Origin of the sequence: Clostridium beijerinckii (genome assembly GCF_036699995.1) — a bacterium.
In the GTDB taxonomy this organism is placed as follows: Bacteria; Bacillota; Clostridia; order Clostridiales; family Clostridiaceae; genus Clostridium; species Clostridium helianthi.
On record NZ_CP144906.1, the window covers coordinates 4,268,870 to 4,284,625 of the forward strand.

16 protein-coding genes are annotated in these 15,756 nt (G+C 31.8%); 2 read left to right on the forward strand and 14 right to left on the reverse strand.

Annotated elements, in window-relative coordinates; genetic code table 11:
- Window positions 1-245 precede the first annotated feature (245 nt).
- From PZA12_RS19725 to PZA12_RS19735, 3 genes are all read right to left on the reverse strand, one after another.
- On the reverse strand, window positions 246-1,472 hold the full coding sequence (locus PZA12_RS19725; RefSeq protein ID WP_078114696.1) for an aminopeptidase: 1,227 nt from the start codon (window positions 1,470-1,472) through the stop codon (window positions 246-248).
- A gap of 302 nt (window positions 1,473-1,774) precedes the next feature.
- A complete protein-coding gene (locus PZA12_RS19730) occupies window positions 1,775-2,626 on the reverse strand; it encodes a 2-oxoacid:ferredoxin oxidoreductase subunit beta (protein WP_078114695.1) in 852 nt (283 codons plus the stop codon).
- Entirely contained in the window at window positions 2,626-4,311 is a 1,686-nt protein-coding gene (locus tag PZA12_RS19735) for a 2-oxoacid:acceptor oxidoreductase subunit alpha (RefSeq protein WP_103698589.1), read from the reverse strand. The genes PZA12_RS19730 and PZA12_RS19735 overlap by 1 nt, the downstream gene beginning before the upstream one ends.
- Before the next feature lie 163 nt (window positions 4,312-4,474).
- Between PZA12_RS19735 and PZA12_RS19740 the strand changes: the two genes are divergently transcribed.
- Both PZA12_RS19740 and PZA12_RS19745 read left to right on the forward strand, forming a co-directional pair.
- Entirely contained in the window at window positions 4,475-5,017 is a 543-nt protein-coding gene (locus tag PZA12_RS19740) for a hypothetical protein (RefSeq protein WP_171983600.1), read from the forward strand.
- A 43-nt stretch (window positions 5,018-5,060) separates the two neighbouring features.
- Window positions 5,061-5,939: a metallophosphoesterase family protein gene (locus tag PZA12_RS19745; RefSeq protein WP_077845092.1), complete on the forward strand. Its 879-nt coding sequence runs from the start codon at window positions 5,061-5,063 to the stop codon at window positions 5,937-5,939.
- A gap of 385 nt (window positions 5,940-6,324) precedes the next feature.
- On the opposite strand, the gene PZA12_RS19750 is transcribed toward PZA12_RS19745, so the two are convergent.
- The 11 genes from PZA12_RS19750 to PZA12_RS19800 form a co-directional block, all read right to left on the reverse strand.
- The gene (locus PZA12_RS19750; RefSeq protein ID WP_241394303.1) at window positions 6,325-6,423 is read right to left on the reverse strand and encodes a BMC domain-containing protein; all 99 of its coding nucleotides are present in this window, start codon (window positions 6,421-6,423) and stop codon (window positions 6,325-6,327) included.
- Between the two features lie 89 nt (window positions 6,424-6,512).
- Window positions 6,513-6,752 carry a biotin/lipoyl-containing protein gene (locus PZA12_RS19755; RefSeq protein ID WP_241394302.1) on the reverse strand — a complete coding sequence of 80 codons (240 nt, stop codon included), beginning with the start codon at window positions 6,750-6,752 and terminating at the stop codon, window positions 6,513-6,515.
- 83 nt (window positions 6,753-6,835) lie between these two features.
- A complete protein-coding gene (locus PZA12_RS19760; RefSeq protein WP_078114693.1) occupies window positions 6,836-8,254 on the reverse strand; it encodes an aldehyde dehydrogenase family protein in 1,419 nt (472 codons plus the stop codon).
- 25 nt (window positions 8,255-8,279) lie between these two features.
- Window positions 8,280-9,098, reverse strand: a complete 819-nt coding sequence (gene eutJ / locus PZA12_RS19765) for an ethanolamine utilization protein EutJ (RefSeq protein ID WP_078114692.1) — start codon at window positions 9,096-9,098, stop codon at window positions 8,280-8,282.
- A gap of 39 nt (window positions 9,099-9,137) precedes the next feature.
- Window positions 9,138-9,776, reverse strand: coding sequence for a phosphate propanoyltransferase (locus PZA12_RS19770; protein ID WP_012060204.1), 639 nt, complete (start codon window positions 9,774-9,776; stop codon window positions 9,138-9,140).
- Between the two features lie 36 nt (window positions 9,777-9,812).
- Window positions 9,813-10,091, reverse strand: a complete 279-nt coding sequence (gene pduA / locus PZA12_RS19775; protein WP_012060205.1) for a propanediol utilization microcompartment protein PduA — start codon at window positions 10,089-10,091, stop codon at window positions 9,813-9,815.
- Window positions 10,092-10,124: 33 nt separating this feature from the next.
- Window positions 10,125-10,994, reverse strand: coding sequence for a hypothetical protein (locus PZA12_RS19780; protein WP_078114691.1), 870 nt, complete (start codon window positions 10,992-10,994; stop codon window positions 10,125-10,127).
- Between the two features lie 20 nt (window positions 10,995-11,014).
- Window positions 11,015-12,214 carry a methionine adenosyltransferase gene (gene metK, locus PZA12_RS19785; protein ID WP_078114690.1) on the reverse strand — a complete coding sequence of 400 codons (1,200 nt, stop codon included), beginning with the start codon at window positions 12,212-12,214 and terminating at the stop codon, window positions 11,015-11,017.
- Between the two features lie 29 nt (window positions 12,215-12,243).
- Entirely contained in the window at window positions 12,244-13,254 is a 1,011-nt protein-coding gene (locus tag PZA12_RS19790; protein WP_077845087.1) for a response regulator, read from the reverse strand.
- A gap of 2 nt (window positions 13,255-13,256) precedes the next feature.
- Window positions 13,257-14,570, reverse strand: coding sequence for a sensor histidine kinase (locus PZA12_RS19795; RefSeq protein ID WP_077845086.1), 1,314 nt, complete (start codon window positions 14,568-14,570; stop codon window positions 13,257-13,259).
- 68 nt (window positions 14,571-14,638) lie between these two features.
- On the reverse strand, window positions 14,639-15,745 hold the full coding sequence (locus PZA12_RS19800) for a 1-propanol dehydrogenase PduQ (protein ID WP_242964256.1): 1,107 nt from the start codon (window positions 15,743-15,745) through the stop codon (window positions 14,639-14,641).
- Window positions 15,746-15,756 lie beyond the last annotated feature (11 nt).

The following is a 15,756-nucleotide window of genomic DNA, read 5'->3' on the forward strand; positions in this document are numbered from 1 at the left end:
TTATAAATAGCAGCCTTTATAAATTAATATAAAATCCCCAATAATTAAAAAGACTGTTAAATATCAAAATTTATTAGATATTTAACAGTCTTTTTAATTATTAAGCCCAAATTTAACAGCTTTGGTTTTTTCAATAGATAACAAAACACTGAATCTTCACCAAACTAAATAAATGCCTATCTTTAATTTATATAAATTAACTTCTTATCAATTTTTTGCATTAATAATCTATATAGATAACACAATTATATAACCCAATCACCATTTTTAAATACTTGGATCTTTTCTCCATTAGCGGTTTCACCTATTATTTCAAGCTCCTCTGAGCCTACCATAAAATCTACATGAGTTAACGAATCATTAGCTCCATTTTTTATTAGTTCTTCTTCCGACATATTGTCACCATCTTTTAGGCAAGTTGGATACGCTTTTCCAAAAGCAAAATGGCATGATGCATTTTCATCAAATAATGTATTAAAGAAAATTAGTCCCGAATTTGATATAGGTGAGTTATAACCAACTAGAGCAACTTCTCCTAAATATCTAGAACCTTCATCTGTATCTAGTAATCCTTTTAATATTTCTTCTCCCTTTTCTGCAGTAAAGTCAACTATCTTACCATCTTTCAATGCCAACTTAAAGTTATCAATTAAATTTCCTCCATAGTTTAATGGCTTTTTACTAGTAACATAGCCGTTTACTCCATCTCTCTTTGGAAGGGTGAATACCTCTTCTGTCGGTATATTAGCAACAAAGTTAATACCATCTTTAGAATTTTCTTCACCACTTAACCATAGATGTCCTTCTGGAAGCTCTACAGTTAGATCTGTGCCTTCTGATTTATAATAAACATATTTAAAATTCTTTTCATTTAAATAATCTTTTCTATTTTTTAATTTTTCTAAATGTTCATTCCACGCTTCAATAGGTGATTCCTTATCAGCTCTTACTATACTAAAAATTGAGTCCCAAAGATTTTCTACTGCATCTGCTTCTGATAAATCAGGGAATACTTTTCTTGCCCATCCCTTTGTAGGTATTGAAACAACACACCATTGAACTTCATTACTCATCATGGCAGCACTAACATCTTTCATAGCTCTATTTGCTGTTTTTGCTAAAGTAGAAATCTTATTAGGATCTACTCCGCTTAATAGCTCTGGATCTCTAGCAGAAATACTTATAAATGCAGTTTTCTCCTTTATAAGTTGCTCTCTTGATAATACAGCATGTTTTGGCTCCCTTTCAAAACTTTCCATAGGAGCTTTATTGTATTTTATCAAGGCAAGTTCTTCATCATTGTAATCAACTATAACATTAATAGCACCAGCTTCATAAGCTTCTTCTGCTATCAGTCTAGCAAACTCTGCACATTCTATTGGTGAATTTATAAGCAATTGTTGCTTATCTTGTAAATTTATGCCCTTCTTAACAACGAGCTCTGCATACTTTCTTAATGTATCTGTATTCATTTTGCTTTCCTCCACATTTTTCCTTAAGTTTTATTATCATAATTATAGCATATCTTACTCTATAAGTTTTCATTTAAAACCTGCATAATATACTTTCATTTATATCTATTTCGATAAATGTAATATACAAATATAACATTTATTAAAATAGAAACTCAGATTTCATTAGAAATTATCTGTTTAAGAAAAAATATGATCTTTATAGCAATTATTCGTATTTAAAAGGCCCAATCTAATAAAAATCGGGCCTTGATTACTAAAATGTAAATACTTTTGATTATTAATTTTTTCCTATGCTATTTTTATAGGAAATCTTTCATAAACTCCTTGATCTTATTTATTTTAATTTCACTTTCAACAAGTGATTCTCCACTTTTTAAAAAGCTAACTTTGTCATGGAAGTTGGATTTCTCTTCTTTATATAAAATTCCCAAAGGAATCTTATCTCCCCATTCCATTGATTTTTCAATAGCCTTCAATTTATTACTTGGATCGTATTCTTTTCCAAGTTTATAAACTCTTTTATTATACCATTGGAATGTATTAATTTTATTAAATGACACACATGGCTGTAAAATATCAACAAGAGCGTATCCTTTATGATTAATAGCTTCAATCATAACTTTCTCCAAATGCTCCTTATCTCCACTAAATGCTCTAGCAACAAAACCGGCACCAAGCGTTATTGCAAGCGCTACTGGATTCATAGGAATGTTATTTGACCCATTTGGCTGAACATCTGTTACATGTCCGATGTCAGTTGTAGGTGATGCTTGCCCTTTTGTTAACCCATATATTTGGTTATCGTGAACAAAATGTGTTATATCTACATTACGCCTAATATTATGAATAAAGTGATTTCCTCCTTCTCCATAGGAATCCCCTTCTCCTGTATTTACTATTACAGTTAATCTTTTATTTACAATCTTTGCTGCAACTGCAGGTGGTAATGATCTTCCATGAAGTCCACAAAATCCATTAGTATTTATATATTGAGGTGTTTTAGCAGCTTGGCCTATTCCACCAACAATAAGCACTTCGTGTGGAGCCTTACCTAAATCTATAAGTGCTTGCTTTAGAGCATCAAGAATATTATGATCCCCACATCCTGGACACCAAGCTGTTTCTGATGTTAGAAATATTTCATTATTCATTATTGCTCACCTCCAACTAGCTTACTGTATATTTCTTGAGATGAAATAGGTCTTCCATCATATTTTAAGATACTGCTATTGCATTCAATACCTGTATATTCTCTAATAAGTCCTGATAGTTGTCCTGTCGCATTTTGCTCTATATTTATTATATTTTTTACTTTTTTCGCATACTTCCTAAGATTTTTCTCAGGTAAAGGCCAGACATCCCCAAATACTAATGAGCAGTATTTATTATTATTTCCCGAACGTCCATTAAGAAGTTTTATAGCTTCCTTAACCGGACTATATAATGATCCCCATGCTAAAAGTAAAGTATCTGCATTTTCTTCACCGATGAATTCAGGTTCTAAAAGTTCTTCTTTTAAATATTCCATTTTCCTTAGTCTCTTATCATTCATTTTATTTCTTACTTCACCTGATTCAGTAATATGTCCATATTCATCATGTTCATCACTATCTACCAATACTGTTAATCCTGGTATTTTACCTGGCGTTATACGTGGCGAAACACCTGTCTTTGTTAATTCATAACGCTTATAATCTTTAGCATTTATATATTCATCATCTTTTAAATACCTTTCTATTTTAATCTTATCAAAATTAAAAGGCTTTACAGTTCTTATACTATCAGCTAAAAACTGATCTCCAAGTAAAATAACTGGTATTTGATACTTATCAGCAAGATTAAATGCTCTTATAGTTTGATAAAATGCATCTTCAGGTTCCCTTAATGCTATTACCATTTTAGGTATTTCCCCTGGTGATGAGGATATAACAAATTTCAAATCTGCTTGTTCTGTTCTTGTTGGCAAACCTGTAGTAGGCCCAGGTCTTTGTATTTCTGCTATTACAAGAGGTACCTCAAGCATTCCCGATAAGCCTACAGCCTCTACCATTAGCGCAAATCCTCCTCCAGACGATCCTGTCATTGCTCTAACACCTGCATAAGAGGCTCCAATAGCCATATTTATTGAAGCAATTTCATCTTCAGCCTGTTCAACTACAATTTCTGCTTCATTCATCTTTGAAGCAAGATAATTCATTATACTTGTAGATGGTGTCATTGGATAAGCGGAATAAAATTTACATCCTGCTGCAATAGCCCCAAGAGCAATAGCATCATTTCCTCCAATTAAAATACTCTCATCATTGTTCTTAGGTTGAATTTGATACTTTGGTGCAACTAGCTTGTATCCTTCTTCAAATGCATTGAAATTTTTACTGGCGATTTCCTCTTTGAACTTTTCTGTTAATACTTCCTTAATGCCACTTAAATCCAAATTAAATAACTTTACAAAAGCACCCAAAGCTATGCTACCATATACTTTTGAATTTCCAATGCTCTTAGCTAAAGCTTTAAGAGTAAGACCAAAGAATCTTTTATCCTCAAGCTTAATTTGCTCGTCAGCAATTATAAACCCATCTTTCTTTAATCTGCCGATGTGAAGATCAATTGTTTCTTTGTCTAAAGCGATTATTCCATCGATATCATCCCAATGGGAATTTATTTGCTCATTTCCAAAGCGTATTTGAAAAAAATTATGCCCGCCTCTTACCCTTGACATATAGTCTTGTATAGTAAATATTTCAAAGCCTTTCCTTTTTAAAACTTTCTCTAATATAGAGGAAATGGTCTCCATTCCTAACCCAGCTGCTCCTCCAATTAAAATATTATAAATCATAAAATTCCTCCCTTCTAAAAACGCTTATAAATTGCATGCTGATAATATTTTATTATTGTTTCTCAGTATTATGACTAGATAAATACATATAATCTACTTATTTTTCATATAACAAAATCTACTTATAATCATATGTTAATATTAATACTAATTTATTAATAAGGTGATTATTATCAAGAAATATTCTAATTTAGATATAGATAATCTTGAGTTTTTAGGATCTGGTACGCAAGGAAAGGTTTATAAAATAGATTCACAAAAATGTATAAAGATTTTTAAGAAAAAGCAAATATGTTCAGATGAAATAGAAACTCTAGTTATGGCACAAATGGATTTGCATTTTCCTAGACTTTATGCCTTTGGTGAAAATTATATAATACGCGAATATATTGATGGAGTAGAACTTGATAAATACTTATCATCTAATCCACTATCTGAGAACATTTTCCAAAAAATTATAGAACTATATGAAGCGATGGATTCAGTAGGCTATAACAGATTAGATGCTGCACCATTTCATATTTTTATAACCTCATTAGATGAAATTAAGTTAATTGATACAGCTAGAGCTATGAAAAAGCGGACTATATATCCTGCTTTAATCATTGAATGTTTATCCGATTTAGGATACAAAAAAGATTTTTTAAATTTTGTCAAATACAATAAACCCGAACTCTATAAAAAATGGTTAAGAAGTAAAAAATAAATTATTAATAAATATTTTATAATATTTTTTGAGGAGAGTAGAAATGAGATTTATAGTCTTTGGTGATTCTAAAGGTAAAGAAAAAGGAATAAACGAAAAAGTTCTAAATACGCTAATGAAAGAAACATGCAAATTGGATCCTACTCCAAAATTCATCGTAATTTGCGGAGATTCTGTTGCCGGCAGTAATAAAGAAGATGTTTTTAATTTTCAACTCAAAAGACTAAGAGGAATAGTAGAAAAGTATCACCCTAATATTCCCTTACTTCCAGTAGTCGGTAATCATGAAGTGAATATAGAACCTATAGATGATAGATTCGAAAAGATACTTGATCAAATTTATTGCGACTTAAATCCATGTGATTTCCTTGAAGGTTATAATAGAACAGCTTATTACAAAGATTTTGAAGATACTAGGCTTATAATCCTTAATGCCTTCCATTACGGTTCAACTCATAAAATCAGTGAGTACCAGCTTAAGTGGTTCGAAAATACTGCTTCTAAATATAAAAAAAACAAACTAGTTTTTGTTCATTCTCCGGCTTATCCTACTGGAGCTCATCTCGGGCATTGCCTCGATTTATACCCTAAATATAGAGATGCCTTTTGGAGAATTGTAGATAAGTGCAATATAGATATAGTTTTCTCTGGACATGAGCATAACTATTCAAGAAGAATCATAGACGATTCCTTTAGCAACGGGAATTCCTGCTATGAAAGAAAAGTTAATCAAGTAATCACTGGTGGTGGTGGCGAAAAGCTTAGAGATAAATATAAAAGTAAGCAAGGAATAGTAGTCGCTCCTATAGCTGTATACCACTATTTAGTTGTAGATATAGAGGCTGATTACATTAAAGTATGTGCAATTAGCTTAAAAGGTAAGAAATTAGATGAATTTATTATAGTTAAAACAAATTTCTAGCGGGTAAATTGAGATATCATGGGAAATTATACATCTGTGTAGAGAATAGTCTGCTAAACTTTATGAAGATGATTAAATGCATTATTAAGCCAAGTGAGCATAGACTATTTCTTTATATCAGAAAATAAAAAACAAATATATTTTTACTTCTATTTAAACCTAATACTAAAGCAAGCTTGAAATCAATTCCTTACTTAGTGATGGTATTGTAACTGCACTTATAATTTCACCAGTTTCAATAAATCCTAGAGAATCAATTTTTCCCATATCAATTGTTCCTGTAATAACTGGGAATACATTTTCATTAACATTTGCTATTAAATAATCACTTATAAGATAACTGCTCCAATATTAGCCCCTACCTTAACAGCATTTTTCACCGCACCTACATCTCCAATATTACTATGTATTTCCCAGGACATGCTGGTGAAGCTAAAACTAATTCGACATTTGAAGATTTAAGCATTTCATCACATGCTTCCATTCCCTTTGCAATACTTTTATATTCAAGTAATCCAATAAGACCTTCTCATTGCTGTCTCTTCCCCTCTCATAGATTTAATAATGCATATATTATTTAACTATAACTATACTTTCATCTGTTATTTCTTTTATAATTCCATCTATGCTTGAATGAATCTTAGCTCCTAGCTTCCCACCTGAAATGTCTCTTATCAAATCACCTTTTTGAACTTTATCTCCAACTTCATCTATAGGTTCAGCTTTTGCACCTATATGTTGTGATCTTAATATTGTAACTTTTTGAGAAAAAATATTAATTCCATAATATGATAAATATTTCCCATTAAACAATGAAGTATGTTTTCCAATAGTACTCTGCTAGGTAAACATAGTTACAAAGTATAAAGGGAAATATATTATCATAACTGACTAGATTATCTTATATTAAATGAATCTACCATAACACACCTACGTTTTCTGCAGAAAGACCTTGCTGTTGTTAAACCTTCACCAGTAGGGCCTGCAATAGTAAATGTTGTAGTTCCTTCCCCACCAACACCTATTCCAGCATAAGATGGTGCATTTTTGACAAAAATAGTTGTTTCTAAAAGTCTTGCCATTTTTGTAAGTTTATCCACATTTTTCGAATGCATTATAGCTGTATGTCTATTTCCATGCTCAGCAACGTAAGCACATTCAATAGCCTCATCTACATCTTTTGTTCTTACAATAGGTAGAATAGGCATCATCATTTCTTCAAGAACAAAATGATGATTCTTATCTACTTCCATAATAATTACTTTTATGCTACCATCAACTGAAATGCCAAGCTTATTTAAAATATATGGTGCGCTTTTACCTACAAAAGAAACCTTAGGTCCGCCATTTTCATTTGTAACTAAATCTAAAAGCTTTTGAATTAAGTTTCTATCTTTAATTTCATAAGCTCCATTCAGTTTCATGTAATGTATTAAATAATCACATATTTGATCAACCGCAAAGACTTCTTTTTCAGCTATACATGGAACATTATTATCAAAGCTGCATCCATTAACAATATCAATAGCGGCTTTTTCTATATCAGCAGTTTCATCAACAACAACAGGCGGATTTCCAGCACCTGCTCCAATAGCTTTTTTCCCCGTGGACATAACCTTAGTAACAATAGCAGGTCCACCAGTTGCTACGAGCATTCGGATTTTTGGATGCTCCATCATAATATTTGTATTTTCAATAGAAGGTTCTTTAACCGTTGCTATAAGATTATCAGGAGCCCCTGCTTCTTCTAATGCTTTATTTAACATAGTTACTAATTTTATTGAAACGTTTTTTGCTCTTGGATGTGGGCTAAACACTACTGTATTTCCACCAGCAATCATAGAAATAGAATTACAAATGATAGTTTCAGTAGGATTTGTAGTAGGCGTAATAGCTCCAATTACTCCAAATGAACAATATTCAACTAAAGTAAGCCCATTATCCCCTGTCATAGCCTCTGTAGTTAAATCTTCTGTTCCTGGTGTTTTTTCGGCTGCTACTCTATTTTTAATTAATTTGTGTTCATATTTACCTATTTCTGTTTCTTCAACAGACATTCTTGAAATCAATTCTAGATTTTCTTTTTTCAAGATAGTAGCTTTTATAGTATCCACATATTTTTGTCTGTTCGTCATCGAAGCATTTAATAATTGTTTTTGTGCTACAAATGATGCTTCAACTGCCGCATCCATAGTTTCAAAAATACCGTAATTTTTTGTAGAATCAACTTTATCCAAATTTAATAAGTTTTTATTTTTCACTTCTTCTATTGCTTGTCTAACTAGTTTTTCAACTAATACTACATCTACATCCATTTATATACACCTCTTTTTAAAATTTTCATCCTCTATTACAGTTCATTGCAATGCCTAAAGGCGTTACTAATAAAGGCTCATTAAACTTTATGGTTTTAATACCTATTTCTTTTTCAAAAACGTCATTAAATTCCTCAAAGGATGAAGCCCCTCCAACAACGTAAATTTCTGATACGTCATAACCGTTTAAATATCTCTTTACTATTGATGCCATTTTTTGAACTACAGGTTTAATAATCGGAAATATATCTTTATCTTTTTTCGGATCTTTCTTTAATTCTTCTGCTTCCCTAATTGATATTCCATAATATCCTGCAAGCACAAGTGTCATATGTGTACCCCCAGTTGCTTCATCAGCAGTAAAAATTACTTGTCCATCCTTCAATATACTAATTCCTGTTGTTCCACCTCCAACATCAACAACTGCACCGTCCTTAATGTCTATCACCCTAGCTGCCGCTGTTGGCTCATCCACAACATTTATAACTTCAAATCCTGCTGCTTCTACAACATTGGATATACACTTTACATTACCGGAAATAATTCCTGGTGGTATAGCAGTTGCAGCTGTTAGAAGCTTTCTACCAATTATCTCTTCAACCTTGGCTTTTAAATTTTTTACTATATTTATAGCCCCTACAAAATCTACTACAATTCCATCCTTAACAACTGTAGAAGGGTAAGTAGCTCCTGCAATAGGATTATTATTGGCATCTACAACTGATACAACAATATTGGCCGTTCCGAGGTCAACTCCCGTTTTAAGCTCTCCTTCAAATGAATTACTTTTATTTTCAGCAATCAAATTGGAGAATTCTGTTAATATGTCACTATTTATTAACATTCTTATCTCTCCTATCATAATTAATTTGTAACTAACTGCTTACTTCCTATGCAGGATAACAAAGTCATCATTTTTTAAAGCACAAGCATTAGCTTCATCAACATCCACATGCATTTCAAGAGAAGACTTATCAGAAACCCTTATTAAAACATTACCTAAGATACCATGTCTTTCGCCCATAGTTTCCACTTCAACAATTTCCTTATCTTTCACTCCCATTTTCTCAGCATATTCAGGTGTCATATGAATATGTCTTAAAGCAATGATTGTTCCGTTTGGAATTTTCACACTCCCTTTAGGTCCTATAATTTCAAGTCCTGGAGTATTTTCTAGTTGTCCTGATTCTTTAATTGGAGGTTTTACCCCCAATCTAAAACTATCTGTCATTGAAACTTCAACCTGACTTTCACTTCTTATCGGTCCTAAAATACGGACATTTTCAAATTCACCTTTAGGACCTCTAATCGTTACAGTTTCATTAGCTGCAAATTGTCCTGGTTGTTTCAAATCAATTTTTTTAGTTAAGCTATATCCTAGACCATATAGAATATCTAAATCCTTTTGACTTAGGTGCACATGCCTATTTGATACGCCAATAGGAATTTTATAATTCTCTAATGCTTTGATTTTATCTACAACTATTTTAGTAATTAACTTTACTACATCTTCGCTATGCATTTTATCAACTCACTCTCTAGATATCCTATAAAAACTCTATAAAGTTTTTGGTAATATCTTTTCTGTATCAATATGTGGTCTTGGAATAACATGTTGCGAAATCACTTCGCCAACATTTCTTGCAGCTGCAACTCCAGCATCTACAGCCGCTTTTACTGCTCCAACATCCCCTCGAACCATTACAGTTACAAGTCCTGATCCAATTTTTTCATATCCAACAAGCATAACATTCGCTGCCTTTGTCATTGCATCAGCTGCTTCTATTGCACTAACTAAGCCTTTTGTTTCAACCATTCCTAAAGCTTCATTATTCATAATAAATTCCTCCTTATTTTTTAACATATAAATCTAAATGAACATCGCATTAATAATAAACATTGAAATAAATATTACTGTAGCTGGTGGGTCTATATAAGTATCACAATAACTGTTAATAGCTTTTCCTGCAATTAACCAAGCTATTGCACAGGCAATTCCTACGCAAACACCTATAAATATATTTCCTGTCATAACCGTAGCCGCTGCAGCTGGTAAAGTGATATGATGTGTTACCGGAACTCCAAAACCAGTCTGCAAGAAAATCAATGAAGTTGCACTAATTCCAAAGCAAACAATAGGATACATAGACATAACTTTAGGTGATACACCTGAATTAACCATTGATATAGCAATGCCGCTTACAACAATTCCAACTGTTAATCCAAGCACAATATGATTAACTAATGTTTTTGTATCAGGAAGCCAATCTCTTTTGCCTGCCCCAGTATACTTACCAACTGGACCTGTCTTACCAAATACTAATCTCGAAATCATCAAAACGGTGAAAACAGAAATAGCAGGAAGGTCTGTTTTAAAGTTCAATACTGCACCATAAACATAGTGACATAAAAAACCTATAACTCCGAATAAACCTCCAACGAGTATTACTGTATAATCATTAATTGAATATAATGGTGTTAATACATCGTTTGCATTGCTCAATGTTTTTCTTTTATTCCCAGCAAATGCTGCTGCCGCTACTCCTGCTGCAAATGCAATATGAGGACCTAAAAAAGAACCAAAAGTAATATTTCCAATCGTTGGTTCAGCAATACCTGCTAATCCTAAAATTCCTCCAACAACTGCTAAAATTCCCGTTAAAATAAAAGCAGGTATTGATCCAAGAAGTGCTCCTAAAGCTCCTCCACCAAATGCTGCTATTAATGCATAGATATTCATAACATCAAACTCCTTAAATACTATTTAAAATTTTCCAAAACACATTGCATTGCCTTCTTTCTCAAGATTTCCACTTTATCAGTTTTTTCCCATTTAAAATTTTTATTTTCACGCCCAAAATGACCATAGGCGGCTGTATTAAAAAATTGTGGTTTCTTTAAATCAAGTTGCTCTAAAATATTAGCAACCGAAAAAGAAAAAGTCTCTTTAATTATTTTTCTTATATCTTTAATATCTACTTTCTCAGTTCCAAATGTATTAATAGTTATTGCTTCTGGTTCAGCTTCTCCAATTACATAGCTTAAGGATAATTCAACCTTATCAGCCAGCTTTGCAGCAACCATATTTTTTGCCACATACCTTGCCATATATGCTGCTGATCTATCTACTTTTGTGGGGTCTTTTCCTGAAAAGGCTCCACCACCATGTCTTCCAATTCCACCATAAGTATCTACCATAATTTTTCGTCCCGTTAAACCCGTATCGCCTGCAGGACCACCTATAACAAATCTTCCGGTAGGATTAATATGTATCTTCGTATCATATTTAATCCACCTGCTATCAATAACATTACGAATAACCTCATATTCAATAACATTTTTCATATAATCATAGTCAATATCTGGATCATGTTGAATTGAAATTACTATGCTTGAAATGTTAATTGGATTCCCATTACTATCATATTTCATTGTAATCTGAGATTTACCATCAGGACGAATCCAAGGAATTCCTTCACTTTTTCTAAGTTTGGATAACCTCATTGTAAGTTTATTGGCTAAATCACACGTTAATGGCATATAATTATCAGTCTCATTAAAGGCATACCCGTACATAATTCCTTGATCACCAGCTCCTAATATTTCTTTAGTAATCTTCCTGTTTTCTTCTATTTTGTCAACACCTAAAGCAATATCTGGAGACTGTTTATTGATATTTGTAAACACTAGGCAGGTCTTATAATCAAAACCATATTCTTCTTTCGTATAACCAATATTTTTTACAACCTCTCTTGCAACATCAACAATATTCACCTTTGCATTTGAAGTAACCTCTCCTGCTATCATAATTGTATTCTTTGAGACCATGGTTTCCACTGCGACCCTTGAATTATTGTCCTGTGCTAAATATGCATCTAAAATTCCATCCGATATCTGATCGCAAATTTTATCAGGATGTCCTTCAGTTACAGATTCTGATGTAACAAAATATTCGCTCATGTTTTATCACCTACCTTGATTTTCTGATTCTACAACATTTTTTTATATTTATAGACCGTTGTATTTTCATACTTCTTAAACACTTTGCTAAAATAACTGCTCTCATTATATCCAAGTTTAAATGCAACATCCGTAATACTTAAATCAGTAAAACAAAAATAACTTTTCGCCATACTAATCTTTCTCATGTGCAAATATTCCATAACACTTATGTTAAACTGCCTTTTAAAAATTCTACTTAAATAGCCTTGGCTTACTGAACAATTATTAATTATCTCATTTAACCCAATCTCTTCTTCAATATGATTTTCAATATAACTAAACACATCATTTAATATTGAATACTTTTTTATGCTATTTTGTTGAAAAACATAATTCATAACTTTGAATAACCAAAATTCGAAAAATCTTTTCTCATTGCCTAAATGTTCTTCCATCGGAAATAGCTCATTAAGCTTTTGGGGCTTTTTGTTTAGCAGTTGGACAGAATTAATAAGATTTTCTCCTATTTGCATAAATTCTTCTCTTAGTAACTTTGTATCAGACTTTTTAGAAGAACACATCTCATCTATTATATTAGGAATTTCATAATACATTTTTTTGTAATTTTTTTCTTTAATCATTAAAAGTAGACTATCATACTTATTCCCTTCTATCTCACTTTTAACATTCTGATTCTCATCTTTATAATTACTCAATAATTTTTCTATTTGAGAAAAGGATACAGGTTTTGATATATACTCTTTAACTTTAGTTTTTAAAGCTTCAATTGCAAAATCAAAACTGTTATAAGATGATACAATAAAAATAGTGGTACTTGGATTAATGGTGTATATCTTTTTACTAGACTCTATCCCTGATTCACCCGGCATCATGATGTCCATAAAAACAATATCTATTTTATTATTTTTACATATCTCAACTGCCTGCTCACCGCTACCAACAGAATATAAGACCTCAAATCCTTCAACTTTAGATATCATAACCTTTAAAGATGCTCTCATTAGTGGTTCATCATCTGCAATTAATACTCCATACATATCTAGACATTCCTTTCTTCGAATTTTATTGGAAATCTTATAATACTCCTTGTACCTTCTCCTTCAGTATTTTCAATAAAGGTATCATACTTTTCACCAAATAATGTTATGAGCTTTTCTCTTGCATTGGAAATGCTTATCTGAATAGATTCTCCCTCATAACCACCTTTATATATCTTGAATTTCTTAGCTATTGCCTCATCACTAAATCCAGATCCATTGTCAGAAATACATATAACAACATCCTTACCTTCATAATAAGAAGTTACCGCTACTTTTCCACCATTATTCTTTGTTGCAATTCCATAAAAAACAGCATATTCCACAAATGGCATAATAATATGGCTTGGGATTCTTTGATAATGCATTTTTTCATTCATGTTAATTGAATATTGAAGCAAATTTCCATACTTAACTTTCTGAATCTTCAAATATTTTTCAATATTTTCGAATTCATCTGATAAATTTGTATAGCTCTTTTGACTACCTAAACTCTGCTTTAAATAATCTGCAAACATTACAATCATTTCATTTGTCTTAGGTGAATCTTCAATGGCTGCTAAATTAGAAATCGAATTCAAAACATTGATTAAAAAATGTGGGTTTAATTGAGCTCTGAGATTTATAAGTTCATTTTTTTTCAATGCATTTTCTATTTCAAGTTCTTTTTTAGAATTATTTAATTCCTCAACTTCCTTTTTTAATGAGTTTTTTTGCATCAATCTATATGCTTCTTTCTCTCCCAATTGATTTATAATAAGAGAAATTAATTCCGCAACACTCATAAATTTTTCATAATCATATAATTGAACAGACTCAAACAAACTTAACATATGCTTATCTTCCCTATAATTTTGGGAATGTTTTATTACATTTTCAAGTTTACTTACTCCTGAAGGTGCATCTAAGCATCTCACTTGTCCACCAATAAAGCCACCTAGGTAATGGCCTCTAACGATTATAGGTATTGCAATTTCAAGTAATCCGCAAGGGCAAAAATATACGCAATTCTTTTGCGTAACTGCTGCCTGAATTCCACCAAAAGCATCGGAAGACTTACAGACACATTCTGCTTTCTTATTTTTTCTAATCTCGCTACAAAATTCTGTGAAAGAAGTCATTTTGGTAATTGGTTCACCTTTATAATCAACAGTAACAAATGCAAGGCCTGTTGCTCTAGATATCTTTTCTTGAATATCCTCTAATGTTTCTTTGCCAAATAAATTGATTATATTAAATTTATTAATTAAATTTTCATCAATCTGCGTATTGCTGTCAACGATTTCACCTTTTGTTCTATCATGGAATTCATGCATTTAACCCACTCCTTCATACATCACAAGAATATATTTTTCTAAATATATTCTATCATACTAAGATTAGGTTAGTACACTAATTGAAGCAGTCGTTCCATACCAAATTTTGTAATATCTCTTCTATTTGCTTGTGTACATCCATCCTTTAGTGCATTTTCAGCTATAATTGATTTTACATTGTCAAATTCATTTTTATCTACACCACACTCTTTTAAGTTTTGAGGCATATTCATAATCTTCGTCAGTGTTTTAATATATGTTTTTAAAACTTCAACTGCAAATTCATCACTTTGTGCTTTTTCCACCATACCAGTTTTATAAACTAATTTAGCGTATTTCTTTAAAATCTCATGATCTTCACAGTTATAATCTATTACAATATTTACTAAGATTGAATTGGCAAGTCCGTGCGGAATATGAAATCTACCTCCTAATTGATGAGCAATGCTATGATTTATACCAAGACCCGCTATATTAAAAGCCATACCTGCCAAATTAGATGCTTCATGCATTTTATTCCTTGCTGCGATGTCAGTACCTTGTTTATAGCACTGTACCAAAGATTCAATGACCAATTCAACAGCTTTTTCAGCTAATGCATCTGAATATACATTTGCATCTTTTGCAACATATGCTTCTATTGCGTGAGTTAAAACGTCTATTCCTGTGTTTGCAGTAATGTCTGCTGGAACAGAAACTGTTAGATTTGCATCTAAGATTGCTTCATCTGGCAGCATCACATCATCAAAAATAATATGCTTTGTTTTTGTCTCAGTATCAGTAACTACTGTCGCTGACGTTACCTCAGATCCAGTTCCACTTGTAGTTGGAATTGCTATAAAATTAACTTTATCAATAAAGTTTTGCTGTTTTGCGAAATAAATAATTCCCTTCGCTGTATCTATAGCAGAGCCTCCACCATACGCAATAACTATGCTAGGATTATTTTTCTTAATAAGAGCAACACCTTTTCCAATTACATTTAGTGGCGGGTCTGGAATAACCTCATCAAAAACAGAAACATTATTACTGTCATTAATAAAACTCAGTAGACCTTTTACGCTGCCGTTTTTCACAAGAAATTGATCACATACCACACAGATATCTGTATTTTTAAATTTCTCTAGGCGCTTCAGAGAATTTTCTCCTGAATATATTTTTGTTTTAATATACACACTTTTCAAAA

Coding starts and splice junctions, on each gene's coding strand:
- PZA12_RS19725 (WP_078114696.1), bottom strand. CDS start 1,472: ATGAATACAGATACATTAAGAAAGTATGCAGAGCTCGTTGTTAAGAAG.
- PZA12_RS19730 (WP_078114695.1), bottom strand. CDS start 2,626: ATGAATAATGAAATATTTCTAACATCAGAAACAGCTTGGTGTCCAGGA.
- PZA12_RS19735 (WP_103698589.1), bottom strand. CDS start 4,311: ATGATTTATAATATTTTAATTGGAGGAGCAGCTGGGTTAGGAATGGAG.
- PZA12_RS19745 (WP_077845092.1), top strand. CDS start 5,061: ATGAGATTTATAGTCTTTGGTGATTCTAAAGGTAAAGAAAAAGGAATA.
- PZA12_RS19750 (WP_241394303.1), bottom strand. CDS start 6,423: ATGGAAGCATGTGATGAAATGCTTAAATCTTCAAATGTCGAATTAGTT.
- PZA12_RS19760 (WP_078114693.1), bottom strand. CDS start 8,254: ATGGATGTAGATGTAGTATTAGTTGAAAAACTAGTTAGACAAGCAATA.
- eutJ (WP_078114692.1), bottom strand. CDS start 9,098: ATGTTAATAAATAGTGACATATTAACAGAATTCTCCAATTTGATTGCT.
- PZA12_RS19770 (WP_012060204.1), bottom strand. CDS start 9,776: ATGCATAGCGAAGATGTAGTAAAGTTAATTACTAAAATAGTTGTAGAT.
- pduA (WP_012060205.1), bottom strand. CDS start 10,091: ATGAATAATGAAGCTTTAGGAATGGTTGAAACAAAAGGCTTAGTTAGT.
- PZA12_RS19780 (WP_078114691.1), bottom strand. CDS start 10,994: ATGAATATCTATGCATTAATAGCAGCATTTGGTGGAGGAGCTTTAGGA.
- metK (WP_078114690.1), bottom strand. CDS start 12,214: ATGAGCGAATATTTTGTTACATCAGAATCTGTAACTGAAGGACATCCT.
- PZA12_RS19790 (WP_077845087.1), bottom strand. CDS start 13,254: ATGTATGGAGTATTAATTGCAGATGATGAACCACTAATGAGAGCATCT.
- PZA12_RS19795 (WP_077845086.1), bottom strand. CDS start 14,570: ATGCATGAATTCCATGATAGAACAAAAGGTGAAATCGTTGACAGCAAT.